The sequence below is a fragment of the Limnohabitans sp. DM1 genome, from assembly GCF_001269385.1.
GTDB lineage: Bacteria > Pseudomonadota > Gammaproteobacteria > Burkholderiales > Burkholderiaceae_C > Limnohabitans_A.
In genome coordinates this window covers 1-16072 of record NZ_CXOO01000066.1, presented here as the reverse complement: position 1 = coordinate 16072, position 16072 = coordinate 1, and the positions used below count along the sequence as shown (strand labels likewise).

Annotated in this window: 20 protein-coding genes; 15 read left to right on the top strand and 5 right to left on the bottom strand. The window is 47.8% G+C overall.

What is annotated here, in order from left to right; all coding sequences use genetic code 11:
- A partial coding sequence (locus tag AMM33_RS20910) for a transposase family protein (RefSeq protein WP_194945633.1) occupies nt 1-473 on the bottom strand: 473 nt, incomplete at its 3' end.
- A 133-nt stretch (nt 474-606) separates the two neighbouring features.
- On the opposite strand from AMM33_RS20910, the gene fliS reads away from it, so the two are divergent.
- Both fliS and AMM33_RS20900 read left to right on the top strand, forming a co-directional pair.
- Nucleotides 607-1035, top strand: coding sequence for a flagellar export chaperone FliS (gene fliS, locus AMM33_RS20905; protein ID WP_090143166.1), 429 nt, complete (start codon nt 607-609; stop codon nt 1033-1035).
- A complete protein-coding gene (locus tag AMM33_RS20900) occupies nt 1035-1334 on the top strand; it encodes a flagellar protein FliT (protein WP_090143169.1) in 300 nt (99 codons plus the stop codon). Before fliS ends, AMM33_RS20900 begins: the two co-directional genes overlap by 1 nt.
- A gap of 23 nt (nt 1335-1357) precedes the next feature.
- On the opposite strand, the gene fliE is transcribed toward AMM33_RS20900, so the two are convergent.
- Nucleotides 1358-1666 carry a flagellar hook-basal body complex protein FliE gene (fliE, locus tag AMM33_RS20895; protein WP_090143165.1) on the bottom strand — a complete coding sequence of 103 codons (309 nt, stop codon included), beginning with the start codon at nt 1664-1666 and terminating at the stop codon, nt 1358-1360.
- Nucleotides 1667-1863: 197 nt separating this feature from the next.
- Here fliE and fliF point away from each other — a divergent pair, with 197 nt between their 5' ends.
- From fliF to fliR, 13 genes are all read left to right on the top strand, one after another.
- Entirely contained in the window at nt 1864-3543 is a 1680-nt protein-coding gene (fliF, locus tag AMM33_RS20890) for a flagellar basal-body MS-ring/collar protein FliF (protein WP_228768287.1), read from the top strand.
- Nucleotides 3544-3554: 11 nt separating this feature from the next.
- Nucleotides 3555-4559 (top strand): flagellar motor switch protein FliG, encoded by a 1005-nt coding sequence (gene fliG / locus AMM33_RS20885; protein WP_090143164.1) that lies wholly within the window; start codon nt 3555-3557, stop codon nt 4557-4559.
- Complete coding sequence (locus AMM33_RS20880; protein WP_194945632.1) at nt 4552-5238, top strand: FliH/SctL family protein; 687 nt, start codon at nt 4552-4554, stop codon at nt 5236-5238. Before fliG ends, AMM33_RS20880 begins: the two co-directional genes overlap by 8 nt.
- Nucleotides 5231-6667 (top strand): flagellar protein export ATPase FliI, encoded by a 1437-nt coding sequence (gene fliI / locus AMM33_RS20875; RefSeq protein ID WP_090143162.1) that lies wholly within the window; start codon nt 5231-5233, stop codon nt 6665-6667. The genes AMM33_RS20880 and fliI overlap by 8 nt, the downstream gene beginning before the upstream one ends.
- Nucleotides 6660-7115 carry a flagellar export protein FliJ gene (locus tag AMM33_RS20870; protein WP_194945631.1) on the top strand — a complete coding sequence of 152 codons (456 nt, stop codon included), beginning with the start codon at nt 6660-6662 and terminating at the stop codon, nt 7113-7115. The genes fliI and AMM33_RS20870 overlap by 8 nt, the downstream gene beginning before the upstream one ends.
- Entirely contained in the window at nt 7112-9163 is a 2052-nt protein-coding gene (locus tag AMM33_RS20865) for a flagellar hook-length control protein FliK (RefSeq protein WP_090143160.1), read from the top strand. Before AMM33_RS20870 ends, AMM33_RS20865 begins: the two co-directional genes overlap by 4 nt.
- A gap of 137 nt (nt 9164-9300) precedes the next feature.
- Nucleotides 9301-9867: a flagellar basal body-associated FliL family protein gene (gene fliL, locus AMM33_RS20860; protein ID WP_194945630.1), complete on the top strand. Its 567-nt coding sequence runs from the start codon at nt 9301-9303 to the stop codon at nt 9865-9867.
- 8 nt (nt 9868-9875) lie between these two features.
- Nucleotides 9876-10889 carry a flagellar motor switch protein FliM gene (fliM, locus tag AMM33_RS20855; RefSeq protein WP_090143158.1) on the top strand — a complete coding sequence of 338 codons (1014 nt, stop codon included), beginning with the start codon at nt 9876-9878 and terminating at the stop codon, nt 10887-10889.
- Nucleotides 10879-11316: a flagellar motor switch protein FliN gene (fliN, locus tag AMM33_RS20850; RefSeq protein WP_090143157.1), complete on the top strand. Its 438-nt coding sequence runs from the start codon at nt 10879-10881 to the stop codon at nt 11314-11316. The genes fliM and fliN overlap by 11 nt, the downstream gene beginning before the upstream one ends.
- Nucleotides 11309-11611: a FliO/MopB family protein gene (locus AMM33_RS20845; RefSeq protein WP_090143156.1), complete on the top strand. Its 303-nt coding sequence runs from the start codon at nt 11309-11311 to the stop codon at nt 11609-11611. The genes fliN and AMM33_RS20845 overlap by 8 nt, the downstream gene beginning before the upstream one ends.
- Nucleotides 11611-12366, top strand: a complete 756-nt coding sequence (fliP, locus tag AMM33_RS20840) for a flagellar type III secretion system pore protein FliP (RefSeq protein WP_194945629.1) — start codon at nt 11611-11613, stop codon at nt 12364-12366. The genes AMM33_RS20845 and fliP overlap by 1 nt, the downstream gene beginning before the upstream one ends.
- A 9-nt stretch (nt 12367-12375) precedes the next feature.
- Complete coding sequence (gene fliQ / locus AMM33_RS20835) at nt 12376-12645, top strand: flagellar biosynthesis protein FliQ (protein ID WP_090143154.1); 270 nt, start codon at nt 12376-12378, stop codon at nt 12643-12645.
- 9 nt (nt 12646-12654) lie between these two features.
- Nucleotides 12655-13416, top strand: coding sequence for a flagellar biosynthetic protein FliR (gene fliR / locus AMM33_RS20830; protein WP_228768286.1), 762 nt, complete (start codon nt 12655-12657; stop codon nt 13414-13416).
- Nucleotides 13417-13629: 213 nt separating this feature from the next.
- On the opposite strand, the gene AMM33_RS20825 is transcribed toward fliR, so the two are convergent.
- From AMM33_RS20825 to AMM33_RS20810, 3 genes are all read right to left on the bottom strand, one after another.
- The gene (locus tag AMM33_RS20825; RefSeq protein ID WP_090143153.1) at nt 13630-14262 is read right to left on the bottom strand and encodes a response regulator; all 633 of its coding nucleotides are present in this window, start codon (nt 14260-14262) and stop codon (nt 13630-13632) included.
- Entirely contained in the window at nt 14259-14933 is a 675-nt protein-coding gene (locus AMM33_RS20820; RefSeq protein WP_194945628.1) for a sensor histidine kinase, read from the bottom strand. The genes AMM33_RS20825 and AMM33_RS20820 overlap by 4 nt, the downstream gene beginning before the upstream one ends.
- A 794-nt stretch (nt 14934-15727) precedes the next feature.
- The coding region (locus AMM33_RS20810; RefSeq protein WP_194945627.1) for a transposase at nt 15728-16072 on the bottom strand (345 nt) is incomplete at its 5' end.

Genomic DNA, 16072 nt, shown 5'->3' with positions numbered 1-16072 from the left:
TCAATCGCCAGTGCCGTGACATCCGAGTGATCTGCCAAGCCACAGGCCATCTCAACATACTTTTCGCACACGGCCAGAACCTTGTGCGGCGACTCCCCGACAAGACGCGAGACGGCGGCAAATGGCATCTGGCCAGACAGCATCAGAATGAAGGCTTCAAACAGCAAGGTGAAGCCATTAAGTCGCCCGGCAAAATCAGGCTCGACCAACCGCACCGAACCGTTGGGAAGTTTCACGCGAGGCGTGCGAACTTGCAGATGGCACTCGTGTTGAAAGAAGTTCAGGTGCCGATACGTCTTGGCCACCGTGTCGTGCACACCATGCAGCCCATCGTGACCCGAGACTGCAAAGCGACTGCCGACTTTGAAGTCAATCAATATCGTCAAGGTCTTGGCACCTTCGTCGAACTCAACCGAGGCAACGCACCACGGGTCAGTGATGCCCAGGGCAGATTCAAACAGCTTGGCAGTCATCAATTCACGCTCAAAAGTTGATCAATATGGCAGAAGCTTACCCACTCAAATTTCAAGAGAACCAAAAATCTTCATGTTTTATCGCTCACGTTTTGAAAATTTGTGCCGTTAATGACAAAGCGAAGGAATAAAAATGTACTTGTCAGTCCATGCGAAAGCCGCCAACGCCTACCGAAATATGGGCGCAGTTACCCAGGTTGATGGTGCCTCGCCTGGGCAATTGATGATGTTATTGTTTCAGAATTTACACATTCAACTCTTGCGTGCACACAAGGCGCTGAGTGACAACAACATCGCCGTTAAAGGCCTGGCGCTCGGGAAAGCCGTGCGAATATTAGACGAAGGTCTTAAAGCCGCATTGATCAAAAATTCAGAAGATGGTTTCGCGCAATCTTTGAGCGATTTGTATGGATATTGCGCAAAGCGCCTGACCCAAGCGAATTTTTACAACGACCCATTGCCCATTGAGGAGGTCCTTCGCCTGATGGATCCGATTGCAGATGCCTGGAAGAAAGTCGTCGCAGAACAAGCCCAATCGTTGCGCCCCATGGAGGTGGAATGATGCCTAGCCAATTGATTGACTACTACCGTGCCATTGAAATCATCAGCAGCAGCATGCTGGAATCGGCCAAGTTGGGCGCATGGGAAGAGGTCGTCCAGTCAGAAGGTGCATGTGCTATTTTGATATCAGAGTTGCGAAATCACAGCCAAACCCATGCTTTTTCCATTGAAGATCGAAACGAAAAGCGCCGCATCATGCTTCAAATTCTTCGCAATGATGCCCAAATTCGCAGCATGTCGGATCCTTGGCTAGAGGATTTGGAAAAAGTCATGCACGGAGGAAGCTTGGTACTGAATTGAAGAGAAATTGTTCGTGTGATTGATCAAACCTGCATGTTCATGATGTCTGAATACGCTTGAACCATTCGATTTCGAACGTGCAGTGTGGCTTGAAATCCAATTTGTGCTTTTTGCATGGCAACCATGGCTTCTTCCATGCTGACATCAGGGTTTTGCATTTGCACTTCTTTTTGGAGATTTTGAGCTTGCGATTGCAAGTCGCTCACAGAAGCCAGTGCATGGGTAAAACTGGGGGCCACACCAGATTCCCCCACTGAACGTGCGCTGCCGCTGGCGTTGTTGCCTCGTACAGGACTGATCGTTGAAGACATGATTTGTGTGCTGATTTGCATGTGTCAATCACTTCCGGTTTATGAGTTGAATTGAATGTCATTCAGGCCAATGCTAGAGGATTGGGTACGCGGTCCGTGCTCAGAAAAGGGGTGTTTTTCGAGTCTTTATTGAGGTTTTGGATGCGCCAGTGCTCTGAATAATCCAAGCACTGTTGATGGCACGACTTGCAACCCAATCCAGATGAAAAACTCGACCCATGACCACCGCACTGATTGATAACGCCATGGGGGCAGCAGCGCTCAATACGTTCACAAGACTCGAGCCTGCGCAGCGTTTTCGCATGTTGTCCGCCATTTTTTTGGTGATGGCATTGTTCGTCGGTGGCTATTTGCTCAGCAGACAAGTGGATTGGAAGATCTTGTATGTCAACTTGTCTGACAAAGATGGGGGCAGTGTGATTGCGCAGTTGTCGCAGATGAACATTGCTTACAAGCACTCTGAAGGTGGTGCAATTTTGGTGCCCGCCGATAAAGTCCATGAAATTCGACTGCGCCTGGCAACCCAGGGTCTTCCGAAAGGCTCAGGCGTTGGTTATGAGCTGATGGACACTAGCCGCTTTGGCATGACGCAATTTCAAGAGCGGTTGACTTTCCAGCGCGGACTTGAAGGGGAGTTGACCCGAAGCATTCAGTCATTGGGTTCTGTCCAAGGTGCGCGTGTGCACTTGGCCATGCCGCAACAAAATGGATTTTTCAGAGAACAACAAAAACCCTCAGCCTCTGTTTTGCTGAGCTTGCATAGTGGCAAATTCCTGGATCGATCGCAAATTGCAGGCGTCGTTCACCTGGTGGCCTCTAGCGTTCCAGAACTTGACCCCAAATCGGTCAGCGTGGTCGATGATTCTGGCAATCTTTTGTCAGCACCTGGTGGCGCAGCAGGTGGACCTGAAACACAGCAAATACAGTACACAAGGCAAGTGGAAATTGACTTGGCGCATCGCATTGAAGACATTCTTGCCCCATTGGTGGGGCGTCAAAATGTGAAGGCACAGGTCAGCGTTGACATCGATTTCTCCCAAGTTGAGTACACCTCGGAGTCTCATCAACCCAACACCAATGGTGGTGTGATTCGAAGTCAGCAACTGATTGAAAACAACAACATCGCCAACGCCTCGGTGTCCGGTGTGCCTGGTGCCAGTTCTAATCAAGCAGTGGCGCCTTCCACCATGCCATTGAACGCGACAGCTTCGAATGTGAACGGCGTTGCTCGCCCTAATAGTCAGTCCAGCAACGGCACCCGAAATTCAGTCACCAACTACGAAATTGACCGCACGGTCAAAACAGTCAAATCTGCAACAGGTGCGTTGACACGCGTCAGTGCTGCTGTGGTGCTCAATGACAAATTTAAGGTTCTCAGCACGGTCTCTGACGCCGCAGATGCACCCGCTGCCAAACCTTTGAGCCCTGAACAGATGGATCAGTTCTCCGCAGTGGTCAAAGAGGCGATCGGATTTAAAGCAGATCGTGGGGATTCAGTTAAATTGATCAGTGGAACATTTAATGTCGAAAAATTTGACGCAGTTGAAATCCCATGGTGGAAACAGACCGAAATTCACACCATGATCAAAAACATGGTGTGGCTCATTGGTGTTGTTGTTGCCGCTTTTGCCGTGTTCATGGTGTTACGTCCCATGTTGCGCGGACTTCGAATGACCACGCATGCGGTGGAACCCCTGCTGGATGCGGTGGTGGCGGACTTGCCTCAACGACCTGTTGTTGAACCCGTCATTGCGCTTCCTTCCAATGTCCCCCCGGCACTTGCGATTCAGTCGATGGCGTCTGATCAGCGTTTGCAAGATGTACGCAAATTGGCGAAAGAAAATCCGGCGGCTGTGGCTGACATTGTCAAGTCATGGATCCAGGGCGATAACACCTGACACGGCGAGCCATGAGTTCACTTCAAGATCCGGGTTTGAACAACGCCGCTATCCTGATCATGTCATTGGGGGAGGAGGCCGCGGCACAAGTGTTCAAACACTTGTCGCCCAAAGACGTGCACAGGCTGAGTGAAGCAATTTCAAATTTGCGCTCAGTATCGAGAGATCGCGTTGAAAAAGTACTGAGTAAATTTTCCAATAGCGTGTCTTCGCAAAGCTTGCTGGTAGCCGATACAAGCAACTATGTTCGAAATGTGCTCAAGAAGGCCTTGGGAGAAGACAAAGCCGGAATGCTCTTAGACAAGATCATGCAGGGCAATGACGATTCTGGCATCGAGAGTTTGAAGTGGATGGATGCCATCTCCGTGGCAGAACTTTTGAAAAATGAACATCCACAAATAATTGCCGCAATTTTGGTTCATTTGGACTACGAGCAAAGCGCCAATATTCTCAAAGAATTTTCTGATCGACTTCGCAACGATGTGATTGTTCGAATCGCCAGTCTAGAAGGCATACAACCAGCTGCATTGCAGGATTTGAACGAAGTTTTATACCGATCCTTGTCAGGTGGTGAGTCGTTGCTAAAAACCAATCTTGGCGGTGTCAAATGTGCTGCCGAAATCATCAACTTCATGGGATCATCATTAGAAAACAATGTCATGGAGGCCATTCGAAGGGAAGACAATGATTTGGCTCAGAAAATTTTAGACATGATGTTCGTCTTTGAAGATTTGATCAAACTCGACAACAAATCCATTCAACTGGCCTTGAAAGAAATTTCGTCGGATAAATTGGTGTTGGCCATCAAAGGGACCTCTCTTGAGTTGAGAGAAAAAATATTGGCTAATTTGTCAGCGCGCGCGGCGCAGTCCATGCGGGAAGACCTTGAAAGTTTGGGCCCTGTGCGTTTGTCAGATGTTGAAGCGCAGCAAAAAGAAATCATCAAGACAGTGCGTCAATTGGCGGATGAAGGTCAAATTGTCTTGGGAGATACGGGGGGCGACAGTTATGTTTAAACCACCAAAGACAAGCATTTCAGCCTTGATCCCAAGTGAACACATCACACATTTTGTCAACTGGAATTTCCCTGATGTGTCGGACCCCATGGGGCACAAGCAATATCAAATGCTTGAACATGAAAAAATTCAAATCGACCAAGCACGAGAGGCAGGTCAAGCCATCGGTTACGAATTGGCTCAAGCAGAGTTTGATGTTCAGTTGGCGCTGGAAATGCAGGCCTTTATTCAGCAGCAGCAAAAAGACAATGCTGTGCAGTTGCATGCCTTGCTCACTTCCGCACAGGAGGGCTGGAATTTGGTACAGGCTCAATTGGCTGAGTCTGTCATGCGATTGGTCGTTGACATGTCATCTCAGGTGGTTTGCCATGTCTTAGACACCCAATATCACGACACGCTGCAAGCGGTGATACGACAGGCTGTTGATACGCTCACAAACTCAGACAGCGCGCTTGTGGTGCGATTGTGCCCTGCAGATTGGAGTGCCATGCAAGCATTTTTGCCCATGCGCTTGCAAGAAAGAGATGTCAAATGGTTGCCTGATAGGAGTCTGCAGGCCAATCAATGCTTTGTGGAATCAGCAGGCCAGAGAGTCGATGCATCCTTGAGCAGTCGAATGGAACTTGCGAAAAAATTGTTGCTTTTCAGTCCTCAAGAGCAGGAGGGTGGGCATGCTTGAGCAAGTGCAACAGGATTGGCAGAGTTATTTTGAAAATGCACATGCCAGGTTAAAGCGGGGTTTGCACTTTGAATCCAGCGGAACTCTCAGCCGAGTATCAGGTTTGATGCTTGAAGCAAAAGGGCTCAGAGCTCCGATTGGCTCGCAATGCCACATTGAGCAAGCTGGCCTGTCGAGTATTTTGGCTGAAGTTGTAGGATTTTCAGACGAGGTGGCCTTGTTGATGCCTGCGGCAGACATCAACGGTCTGCACAGCGGATGCCGTGTGGTTCTGGATCGTCCAAGTTGGCCCGCTTTGCGTTGGGGTGAATCACCCAACTCCTTAGAAAAAAAACCTCAGGGTGGGTCAAATTTACTGTTGCCAGTTGGCAACGGATTGCTCGGCAGAGTGCTTGACCCTTCTGGTGCGCCCTTGGACGGTCTCGGGCCATTGGATAACGTGCACAGAGTTTCATGGTCCCAAGCGCCCGTCAATGCCATGGCGCGTGAACCCGTTCGCCAAACTTTGGACACCGGCATACGCGCCATCAATGCCTTGCTCACTGTTGGACGTGGACAGAGATTGGGTTTATTTGCTGGCTCCGGTGTTGGAAAAAGTGTCTTGCTTGGAATGATGGCGCGCTACACACAAGCCGATGTGATTGTGGTGGGATTGATCGGTGAGCGCGGCCGAGAAGTGAAAGAATTTATTGAGGATATCCTGGGCGACGAAGGTCGAAAACGTTCGGTTGTGGTTGCCGCACCCGCAGATTTGCCACCTTTGCTGCGCATGCAGGGCGCCTCTTACGCCACGGCAATTGCTGAGTATTTCAAAGCACAGGGTCAGCATGTTTTATTGCTGATGGATTCCCTCACACGCTATGCCATGGCGCAACGTGAAATTGCACTGGCAGTGGGTGAGCTTCCTGCTACAAAAGGCTATCCACCATCGTGTTTTTCAAAATTGCCGCAATTGGTTGAACGCAGCGGCAATGGACGCAATGGGGAGGGATCCATCACAGCGTTTTATACCGTACTGTCCGAAGGCGATGACATGCAAGACCCGATCGCTGATGCGGCCCGGGCTATTTTGGATGGTCACATTGTCTTGACACGTGAGCTGGCGGAATCAGGACACTTCCCGGCCATTGATGTTTTGCAGTCCGCTTCAAGGGTGATGCACAACGTGACTGAAATGTCGCATCAAAAGAAAGCCAATGAGTTCAGATCCCATCTGGCGAACTTTGTTCGCGGGCGAGACTTGATTCAATTGGGCGCGTATCAGCATGGTTCAGATGCAAGTCTTGACCGGGCTATTGCTTTGCAAGAGCCCATGCAGGCATTTTTGCAGCAAGGCATGCATGAATGCTGTACACAAGATCAGAGCATCGCGCAATTGTTTGAAATTTTCAGCAGCAATTTATTGCATGAGAGACCAGAAGATGCGTGAACGTCGAAACCTCAACTTGGCCATCGAAGTCACGCAAAAAAAGCGTGATGCATTAGCTCGGCAGTGGCTGGTACTCCACCAAGACGCTGACTGTGCGCAAGAGCAGCACAAGCTGCTCGCAAACTATGCCATCGAAACTCAGTCGCGCTGGAGTTTGCGATCGAGCCACGCCACACCTCAAATGGTGATGCAACAGAACTATAGATTTCTTGAAAAACTAGAGGCTGCAATCACGATGCAAAAAGATGTGGTTGCAGACAAAGATTTGAAGTGCACCAACAAAAGACTGCTTTGGACTCAGGCTGAGCAGCGCGTTCAAATATTGCAGCGATATCAAAGGCTTAGCATTGAGAAGCACCAGGCCAAGGTGTTGAAAAAGGAGCAAAAACAGACCGATGAATTTGCTATTCAGTTGGGCCGCATCAAAAAATCAAAGGTGTCAACATGACTGTGATTGCAAGGCCTACAGCCTCATTGTTGACAGGGGCTAACTGCACCACAACTCAGTCATCCATTTTTCCGTCAGTGACTGGTGTTTCTTCGAGTTTTATACAAACGCTTGAAAACATGGTTTCTGCCCCTGTTTCACAGACGGATTCTCAGGGGCAAATACAAAGCACACATTCAATATTGGAGATCGGTGTGTTGCAGCTGCAAGGCGCATCCTTGACGCCTTCCAATCAGATACACGATTCGGAAAATGAAAATCCTTTTGGATCCGTTCTCGATCCTGTATGGCTTGCCAATTGGTTTCAAAACAATGCACCTGCACCTGCACTTCAACAAGCACCCGTAGCTGAGACCGAAACTGTCAGGGAAAATTCATTTTCATCTTCGCTGGTGCCTGCGCAAACCAAAGCACCAGCAACGGCGTCTTTACCATTTCCACTGCCTGTAATGGCTTCAGGTTGGGTGGAACCTGCTTTGATGGAAGCACCATCAATGCCCTTGGCCATGTTTTCTTCAAAGCTCAGTTCTCGCATTGGCGTGCCCATTACAGAACTGCAAAAACAAAGCCCACAGGCCCCACCGAATAAGCCAGTCAACGCACCGTCAAATGCATCTACAGCATTGTCTTCAAATGCGGCTGGCAGTTGGTCAGTGCCATCAACATCTGCATTTCAAGCGACCTATCAGGCCGCCCCAATAGGCCTGATTATTTTGGAGAAACAATTTCCAAAAAACTTGTCAACTGACAGCGATAAATTGAGACCCAGGGAAGTTTCCCCCAAAGCGCCGATTGACAGCAGTGGAGCGGCCAACTTGGGACATTCTGCTGGGTTCAAAGACTTCAAAGAGGTTGGAAATGACCTATGGGTGCCTGTGATGCCAGGGTCAGCGCCAGTCAGTTTGAATCCCAATAGCGGTCAAAAATTGACTGACCAGACGGTGGGCGCAGAAGCTGTTCCGCAAAGTCACAGCCTAGATGCACAGTGGACTTCAAATTGGGCGGACCCCGTTAACCAATGGGTTGAGCGAAGCTCACCTTCTACTGTACCTGCGCAATCCATTGCACCAGCAACTGTGTTTTCACCATTCCCCCTGCCTGTAATGTTTCCAGGACGGTTGGAACCTGCTTTGATGGAGGCGCCACCAAAGCCCTTGGCCGTGTTTTATTCTGAGTTCAGTTCTCGCATTGACGTGCCAATTTCAGAAAACCAAAAACAAATCCCATGGGTCTTTCCGGATAAGTCAGTCAACGCACTGGCAAATGCACCTCTGGCATCGCGTTCAAGTGCGGCCGCCAGTTTGTCGCTGCCATCAACATCTGAATTTCAAGCAACTTCCCAGGCCGCCTCAATAGGCTTGCTTATTGTGGAGAAAAAATCTCCCAAAAACTGTGCCACTGACAGCGATAACTTCAGATCAAGGGAAGTTTTTTTCAAATCACCGATTGACAGCAGTGAAGCTGTCAGGTCGGGGCAGTCTGTTGGGGTCAAAGATTTCAAAGATTTTGGAAATGATCTATGGATGCCTGTTTTTTCAGAGTCAGCACAAGTCAGTTTGGATCTCAATATCGGTCAAAATTTCACGAACCAGACGATGGGCACAGAAGCTGTACCGCCAAGTCACAGCCCAGATGCTCAGTGGACTTCAAATTTGACGGACACCGTATCGCAATGGGTTGAACGAAGCCTGCAGATGGCGGAGTTGACGGTTCCAAATTCTGGACAGGACAGCCTAGAGGTGCGAATAGTGCTCAATGGACAAGAAGCCACAGTCTATTTTTTAACTGAACACGCGCAGTACCGTGAGGCGATTGAATCGCATATTGAAAATTTGTCCGAGCGATTGGCCGATCAGGGCTTGAAGTTGGCAGGCTCATTTGTTGGTCAAGGTAGTGCTCAAAATTCACCCCATAAGCCATCTGCATACAGCCTGCCTTCACAGCGCCATGAAAGTGAACCTGCTTTGGCCAATGTGTTGGCAATTGATCCAGTGCTCCGTGAAATGAAGTCTGTTCATCATGGGCAGGTTCTAGATGTCTTTGCATGAAGTTGGATGCGTTCAACAGGAGGGTTTTTAGAGCCTTAATCCGGGGTTTGACGCTTGAAAAAAATAAATAATGGGCTTGAATATGAATGGCCTGGAGGCCAGTCATAACAAGTTAAAAGAGATCAAAAGGACAACAAGTGCAAGACATTGAGGCTGATCCAAAGAAGGACCCAGTGGTTAATCCTAAAGGACGAAAGAAATTGTTTGGGTTGATCGTTTTGATGCTGATCATCAGCGCAGTTGGCGTCAGTGTTTGGTTCTATTTTGACCGAGTCAAAGGAGAAAACAAAGAGGTCGAATCGGAGGAATCCAAGTTGAGAAAAGCTCCAAAGTTGTATTTCCCGCTTGATCCAATGGTGATTAACTTGAGTGATTTGGGGGGTGATCGTTTCGCGCAAGTGGGCATCACCTTCCAAATTCGAGAGGAAAAAAGTGCAGAAGCAATCAAGAAAATGTTGCCGACCATTCGAAGTGCCATCTTGACCACCTTGTCACAAAAAGCTTCGGAAGAGCTGCTCTCAAGGCAAGGAAAAGAGAAGTTAGCACTCGATATTTTGGTTGAAGTTGGAAGGGTTTTTGGTGTCAAACCAGACAGTCCACAAACCGAACAAGTCAAGCCTGACCACCCAGAGACGACTCCTTCCAAAAATCAAGCGACAAACCCTGTGCTTGAAGTTTTATTTTCCAGCTTGATCGTTCAATAGGCAGCGCCATGAGATCAGATTTTTTATCACAGGCAGAAATAGATGCGCTGCTGAACGCGGGTGATAAGGCCAGGGTCGAATTCGATCTATCAAATGATGACGCAGAAGATGTTGGTCCTGATAGTCCCTACACTCTTTCCAATCAAGAAAAAATTATTCGTGGTCGTATGCCGACCATGGAAATTGTCAATGAACGTTTTGCAAGAAATCTGCGTGTAGGTCTTTATAACTTGATCAAACGTGCACCAGATATTTCTGTGCAACCCGTTCAATTTCAAAAATACAGTTTGTTCCTGCGCGATGTACCGGTCCCCACAAATTTCAATATTGTGGCTGTCAAGCCTTTGCGCGGGAACTGCATGATCGTGTGCGATTCAATATTGATTTATAGCATCATAGATACCCTTTTTGGCGGTAATGCTAAATACCAAACACGAATCGAAGGACGAGAATTCACGGGTACTGAGCAGAGAATCATTCGACGTGTGGTGCATGTCATCACAGAAGAATACATCAAGGCGTGGAAGGGTATTTATCCCCTTTCAATGGAATACCAACGATCGGAAATGCAGCCCCAATTTGCAAATATTGCTGCCCCCAGCGAGATGGTGGTCTCCACCACATTCGGTCTGGAAATTGGGACTGTCGCTGGCTTTTTGCGCATTTGCATTCCGTATTCAACGCTGGAGCCTATTCGGGATGTTTTGTCTACCACCATACAAGAGGATGCAGTCGAGGTTGATCAGCGCTGGGTCAACATGCTCGTCAAAGAAATCCAGTTGGCAGACGTCACGATTGTGGCTGAACTGGCCAATGCGGAATTGTCGGTTCAAGAACTCATGGTTTTGCGTCCAGGAGATTTCATTGAGTTAGAGCGACCAAACCTTGTGAAAGCCTTGGTCAAAGGCGTTCCTGTGCTCGAGTGCCAGTTTGGAACCCACAACGGTAAATACGCGCTGCGTGTTGAGCGCAGTTTGAGTTCGTCCGAACACACTCGTTTTGGAGCTTCGTATGTCAGATAAAGTGAAACCAGATCATGAAAATAATTCGTGGATAGGACCCCTTTCAGGAGATTCATCAAAGTCGAATCCAAATCCCGAGCAAGGAGGGCAATTCATAGAGGAGGGCGATTACGGAAAGTTTGATGAAACCCGCGCATCCAATAGCAGTCCGCTGCTGGGTGACATCAACATGGTGTTGGACATCCCTGTGCAGTTGACGGTGGAGTTGGGCCGAACACGTGTGCCCATCAAGTACATCTTGCAATTGGCTCAAGGCTCGGTGGTGGAATTGGAGTCTATGGCTGGTGGTCCAATGGATGTCCTGATCAATGGCTATTTGATTGCCCAAGGCGAGGTCGTGGTGGTCAATGAGAAGTTTGGCATCCGTTTGACCGATGTGGTCACGCCTTCAGAACGATTGCGCAGAGCGAGCCGTCAACATGTCTGAAGAATTTGGCGCTGGGTATTTTGTATGGGCATTGGTGATTGTCATCATTGCCAGCTTGCCATTCATGGTTCGCCGATTGATTGCCCATCAAAAAATAAGAGGGATTGACCCCGATCAAGTTCGCCTGATCAGCCAACTTGCGATCGGCCCACAACAACGCGTTGTGGTGCTTGAAACTGGACCCATCCATGAGCGGACACATTTGGTTTTGGGTGTCACAGCGCAATCCATTCAATGCTTGCACAGCACGCCGGTGCGCTTGGCCGCTGAGCCTGACACTTCGAAAATGCCATGATGTCAAACCGCTACAGATGTTGGGTGGTTTGTGGGCTTGGACTTTGCTCGCTGCTCATCGCATCCGAGGGATGGGCTCAAGTGGGGCCACAGTTGCCCTTGGTGATTGGCAAAGGCCGCGAAAGCACAAGCTATTCGGTGCCGATACAGACCTTGCTGTTTTTCACAGCACTCTCATTTCTTCCCGCTTTGCTGTTGATGATGACTGGATTCACACGCATTGTGATTGTGCTGTCATTGCTCAGGCAAGCCTTGGGAACTCAGTCTGTTCCACCCAATCAAGTGATCATAGGTTTATCCCTGTTTTTGACATTTTTCGTCATGGGGCCCACCCTGGATCGGATTCACGAGCAAGCATGGAAGCCCTACAGCGCTAATGCATTGACTTTTGAGAAAGCCGTTGCAAAAGCAGAAGTCCCACTTCGTGAGTTCATGCTGCGCCAAACACGGCAATCGGACTTGGCATTGTTTCAAAAAATGTCGGGCATCGAACAAATCAAGGACATTAGAAAATTGCCACTCAGGGTTTTGGTGCCTGCCTTTGTCACCAGTGAATTGAAAACTGCGTTTCAAGTGGGCTTCATGATTTTCATTCCTTTTTTGGTCATCGATTTGGTGGTCTCCAGCATCTTGATGTCTTTGGGCATGATGATGCTCTCCCCCGTTTTGGTTGCTTTGCCATTTAAACTCATGCTTTTTGTTCTTGCCGATGGGTGGAACTTGTTACTGGGCTCATTGGCAGCCAGTTTTCTTTGAAAGTGCCTGATGGATGCGCAAATGGTTTTCACCAAAGGTCAAGAGGCGCTCATGATCTTGCTGATGGTGTCGATGCCCATTTTGCTGACGGTGTTGGTGGTGGGTTTGCTCGTGAGCGTTATTCAAGCGATCACGCAAATCAATGAGGCCAGTTTGTCATTTGTACCCAAATTGCTGGTGGCAGTGGGTGTCATGATTTTTGCTGGACCTTGGATGTTGAGCACCATGGTGGACTACATTCGGAGAACACTGGAGTCCATTCCAAGCTTGATTGTTTGAGGCCGGGCTGTGGCATTTTCTGAAATATTGTTGCTTCAGTGGTTGTCGCCTCTTTTTTGGCCCTTTATCCGGGTGCTCGCTGTTTTTTCTGTTGCACCTATTTTCTCTTCTCGATCATTTCCGATGCGTATCCGCGTGGGATTGGCGCTGCTGGTGGCGTGGTCAAGTTCCGGTTTGATGCCAGATCAAGTCTTTGTCAGCTTGGCCGACCCAGCTGCGATCCGTGTTGTCATGCACGAGATCATGGTGGGTTTGAGTATTGGCTTTTCTGTTCGCATCGTCTTTGCCGCTGCAGAATTAGCGGGTGAATTGATTGGCTTGCAAATGGGTTTGAATTTTGCGGGTTTTTTCAATCCCTCAAACAACGTTCAGGCCAGTGCCATGGCTGTTTTTATGGGCCATATGACGGCACTCTTGTTCGTGGCCTTGAATGGACATTTGATGGTGCTCATGGCGGTTGTTCAGAGTTATAAATTTGTAGCTTTAAATTCAAGCATGCTTGAATTGATTCAAAACTGGCGGTTGCATGAAATGGGTGCACTCATTTTTTCCAGTGCATTTTGGATGGCATTGCCTGTGATGGTGCTCTTGCTTCTTGTGAACATTGCCCTTGGAGTCATGTCGCGTGTGGCGCCACAAATGAATATCTACGCTGTGGGCTTTCCGGTCACTTTGACCGCAGGCCTGGCAGGATTTTTGATCCTATTTCCGTTCATGGACAGAGCATTTTTTGCACTTTTTGAACTTGCGCTGGGAAATTTTGGCAGTTAAATTTAAATATTAATAAGTAGAATCAAAGAGAAATTTTAACTTCATAATTTTTTTGAATAAATCAATAAAATTCGCAGATGTACTCCAGGTGTTGGCTGAGATGTCAGTCCTCTGCTTGGGGTCATTTTTTAGGCAGTACCCATGGAAAGGCCCAGTAAATCAGCCTATTCATGGGACCTCAAATATTCTTGTGTGTGATTTGAGTTAATTATTTCAAGTGTTTAAATTGTTTTCTATGCTGTATAGAATCAATTCTCCATTGTTGGAAAGCTTGAGCTTTTCCAGGATTCGGCTGCGATAAACACTGACGGTTTTGGGGCTGATCATCATTTGTCGGGCAATGTCTGTTAATCGTTGTCCAGCACCAATGAGTTTGAGCGTGTCCATCTCTCGTTGAGACAGTGTGTCATGTACTTTGGAGCTCTCATGGGTCCTAAGATGAGTCACCAAAATCTCAGAAATTTCGGGGGGTACATAATATCGGCCTTGTGCCAAGAGTCGGACCGCTCCAATCATCTGTGAAGGATTGCCTGATTTGTGAAAGTATCCGTGCGCTCCGGCTCGCAAGCTTCTCAATGCGTAATGCTGTTCGGGGTGCATAGAGACGATCAGAATCCGTGTCGTGTTTTTCTCTTTCGAGAGTTGCTCGACAAGTTCTAAGCCGCTGCGGCCTGGCATGCTGATATCGAGCAAAAGTACGTCGCATTCATGCTGTCGTAAGATTTTTTTTAAGTCTTCAGAGTTTTGTGCTTCAGCCACGATCCGAATATCTGTCTCTGATTCGAGTGTATTTCGAATTCCCTTTCTGACCAATTCGTGATCATCACACAGGATTACTTTTATCATAAATAAATCAGATTAGAGTCAATAGGGAAGGATAAGTGTATTTTTGTTCCTACACCATTTGAATTATTTTGAATACAAAAATGACCAGCCAGATCTTCGGCTCGTTGTTTTTGCATTTTTAAACCTATGCAGAATGCAGGACTCAGATCACCGCTCCCCAAACCGATGCCGTCATCTTCGACGCGAACCTGCACTTGATGAAGCATAATTTTCGCTGTGACATGCACATGCTTGGCATGCGAATGTTTGCTGACATTGCTAAGAGCTTCCTGCAACGATCTGTAAATCACACTTTGCTGTTCCCCCCCAAGTTGGTTGATGAGATGATCAATTTCTGAGCTGACAGTAATATCTGAAATTTTTTTGAAGTTGCTAATCATGCAATCCAAGGATTCAGTCAAGCTAGGTCCTTCATCATTGGGCGGCAAATCCAGCAAGATGGTTCTGCAACGGTTCATCGCATTGGTTAACTGATCGATGCATTGATTTGCACGCGTTTTGACTGTGCTGCATTCTGAGAATTTTTCTATCCAATACATATCGTGGAGCATATAAGTCAGCATTGGACAAATTTCATCATGAATAACACTGGCAATATTGATTGTTTTATTTTCCCAGTTATTTTGACGGATTGCTTCTTCATCTCTTCCTTCATTTTTTAAGTCTGTCATATTGTTTGTACTTGCTTCTTAATAAAGACGATATTTGATGAAATTCATTTCTGCAAAGATCGCCAATTTGGTAATGATGAAGATTAATTCTACTGAAAAAAATTCGACTAGCTGTATTAAATTGGACGAATTTGTCGTTTTGTTATTTGTCAATGAAATCAATGCTTACATTGATCGCATAGACAATAAAATTAAATCTTATTTCATGATTTTTCTTGCGTTACAAATGCCAAAAACCTGCTTCGATCGCTGTAATCCATCTAGGGAACTGTAGGGTTTTGGAATGTTCCAGTGACCATTGATCTGAAGTGGACCCCAAAGTCAGGATGTTCGTTCAACTTGGTGAATTCGCCCGTATGCACGATGAAAGCATCCTCATGCGAAGAAAACCCACATGGGCGCGGATGCAGACACTGAGCTGGTGCGCCCCGTGCATGGTGTTCTGGCAAGGGTCAAGACGTGCTCGATGACAACCGCTGTTGGCGATGCGGCTTAAGCATGTATCCACCAACTTACTAAATCAAAGTTATCCGTGACAAGCTAATTGTTCATGCGACCTGGCAAGCTCATTGAGATTGAACTGAGAGCAGGCGGCGCGGTGTGCGTGAGAGGCTCCAAACCTGAACAAAGGGTCGGCCAAGGCGCTTCAGCGCGTACACAGATGAGAAAAGAACCAGGCAATGGCCAATTTGAATGCTTGAGATGCAGGCATCAAAAGCTACTTGGAAATGGGTGTCACGAATTTTCAGAGCAACACTCACTGGTCAGGATGAAATTTAAGGCTCTGATGAATTTCAAGTGGGTTGCCCAGCATGAGGATTGATAGCGTGGAAGTCGAGTCTCCCGGCGATCAAGAAGATGACAGTCTTGATCGTTGTGATTCGCGTAAACCCACGCGCACGACGCTTGGATGCCTGGAACAAACCGTTGATGGCTTCGAGGAATCCGTTGGTCTGGCGTGTCTGCGCCCAGGCCACGATGCCTTCCATATGAGCGCGGATCATCTTGGCAACGTCCTTCATCGGTTCGACCTTGGAGCGCATCACGCATGTGCACCAGTGATCCAGCATGGTTCGCACAACGTTGATCTGCTTTCGATCAAGGATCTCACGCAACTGCTCTTTGTAGGACCACGCCCT

Bases quoted from the DNA above. Each gene is read 5' to 3' on its own strand.
- fliS (WP_090143166.1), top strand. From the start codon at position 607: ATGTACTTGTCAGTCCATGCGAAAGCCGCCAACGCCTACCGAAATATG.
- AMM33_RS20900 (WP_090143169.1), top strand. From the start codon at position 1,035: ATGCCTAGCCAATTGATTGACTACTACCGTGCCATTGAAATCATCAGC.
- fliE (WP_090143165.1), bottom strand. From the start codon at position 1,666: ATGCAAATCAGCACACAAATCATGTCTTCAACGATCAGTCCTGTACGA.
- fliF (WP_228768287.1), top strand. From the start codon at position 1,864: ATGACCACCGCACTGATTGATAACGCCATGGGGGCAGCAGCGCTCAAT.
- fliG (WP_090143164.1), top strand. From the start codon at position 3,555: ATGAGTTCACTTCAAGATCCGGGTTTGAACAACGCCGCTATCCTGATC.
- AMM33_RS20880 (WP_194945632.1), top strand. From the start codon at position 4,552: ATGTTTAAACCACCAAAGACAAGCATTTCAGCCTTGATCCCAAGTGAA.
- fliI (WP_090143162.1), top strand. From the start codon at position 5,231: ATGCTTGAGCAAGTGCAACAGGATTGGCAGAGTTATTTTGAAAATGCA.
- AMM33_RS20870 (WP_194945631.1), top strand. From the start codon at position 6,660: ATGCGTGAACGTCGAAACCTCAACTTGGCCATCGAAGTCACGCAAAAA.
- AMM33_RS20865 (WP_090143160.1), top strand. From the start codon at position 7,112: ATGACTGTGATTGCAAGGCCTACAGCCTCATTGTTGACAGGGGCTAAC.
- fliM (WP_090143158.1), top strand. From the start codon at position 9,876: ATGAGATCAGATTTTTTATCACAGGCAGAAATAGATGCGCTGCTGAAC.
- fliN (WP_090143157.1), top strand. From the start codon at position 10,879: ATGTCAGATAAAGTGAAACCAGATCATGAAAATAATTCGTGGATAGGA.
- AMM33_RS20845 (WP_090143156.1), top strand. From the start codon at position 11,309: ATGTCTGAAGAATTTGGCGCTGGGTATTTTGTATGGGCATTGGTGATT.
- fliP (WP_194945629.1), top strand. From the start codon at position 11,611: ATGTCAAACCGCTACAGATGTTGGGTGGTTTGTGGGCTTGGACTTTGC.
- fliQ (WP_090143154.1), top strand. From the start codon at position 12,376: ATGGATGCGCAAATGGTTTTCACCAAAGGTCAAGAGGCGCTCATGATC.
- AMM33_RS20825 (WP_090143153.1), bottom strand. From the start codon at position 14,262: ATGATAAAAGTAATCCTGTGTGATGATCACGAATTGGTCAGAAAGGGA.
- AMM33_RS20820 (WP_194945628.1), bottom strand. From the start codon at position 14,933: ATGACAGACTTAAAAAATGAAGGAAGAGATGAAGAAGCAATCCGTCAA.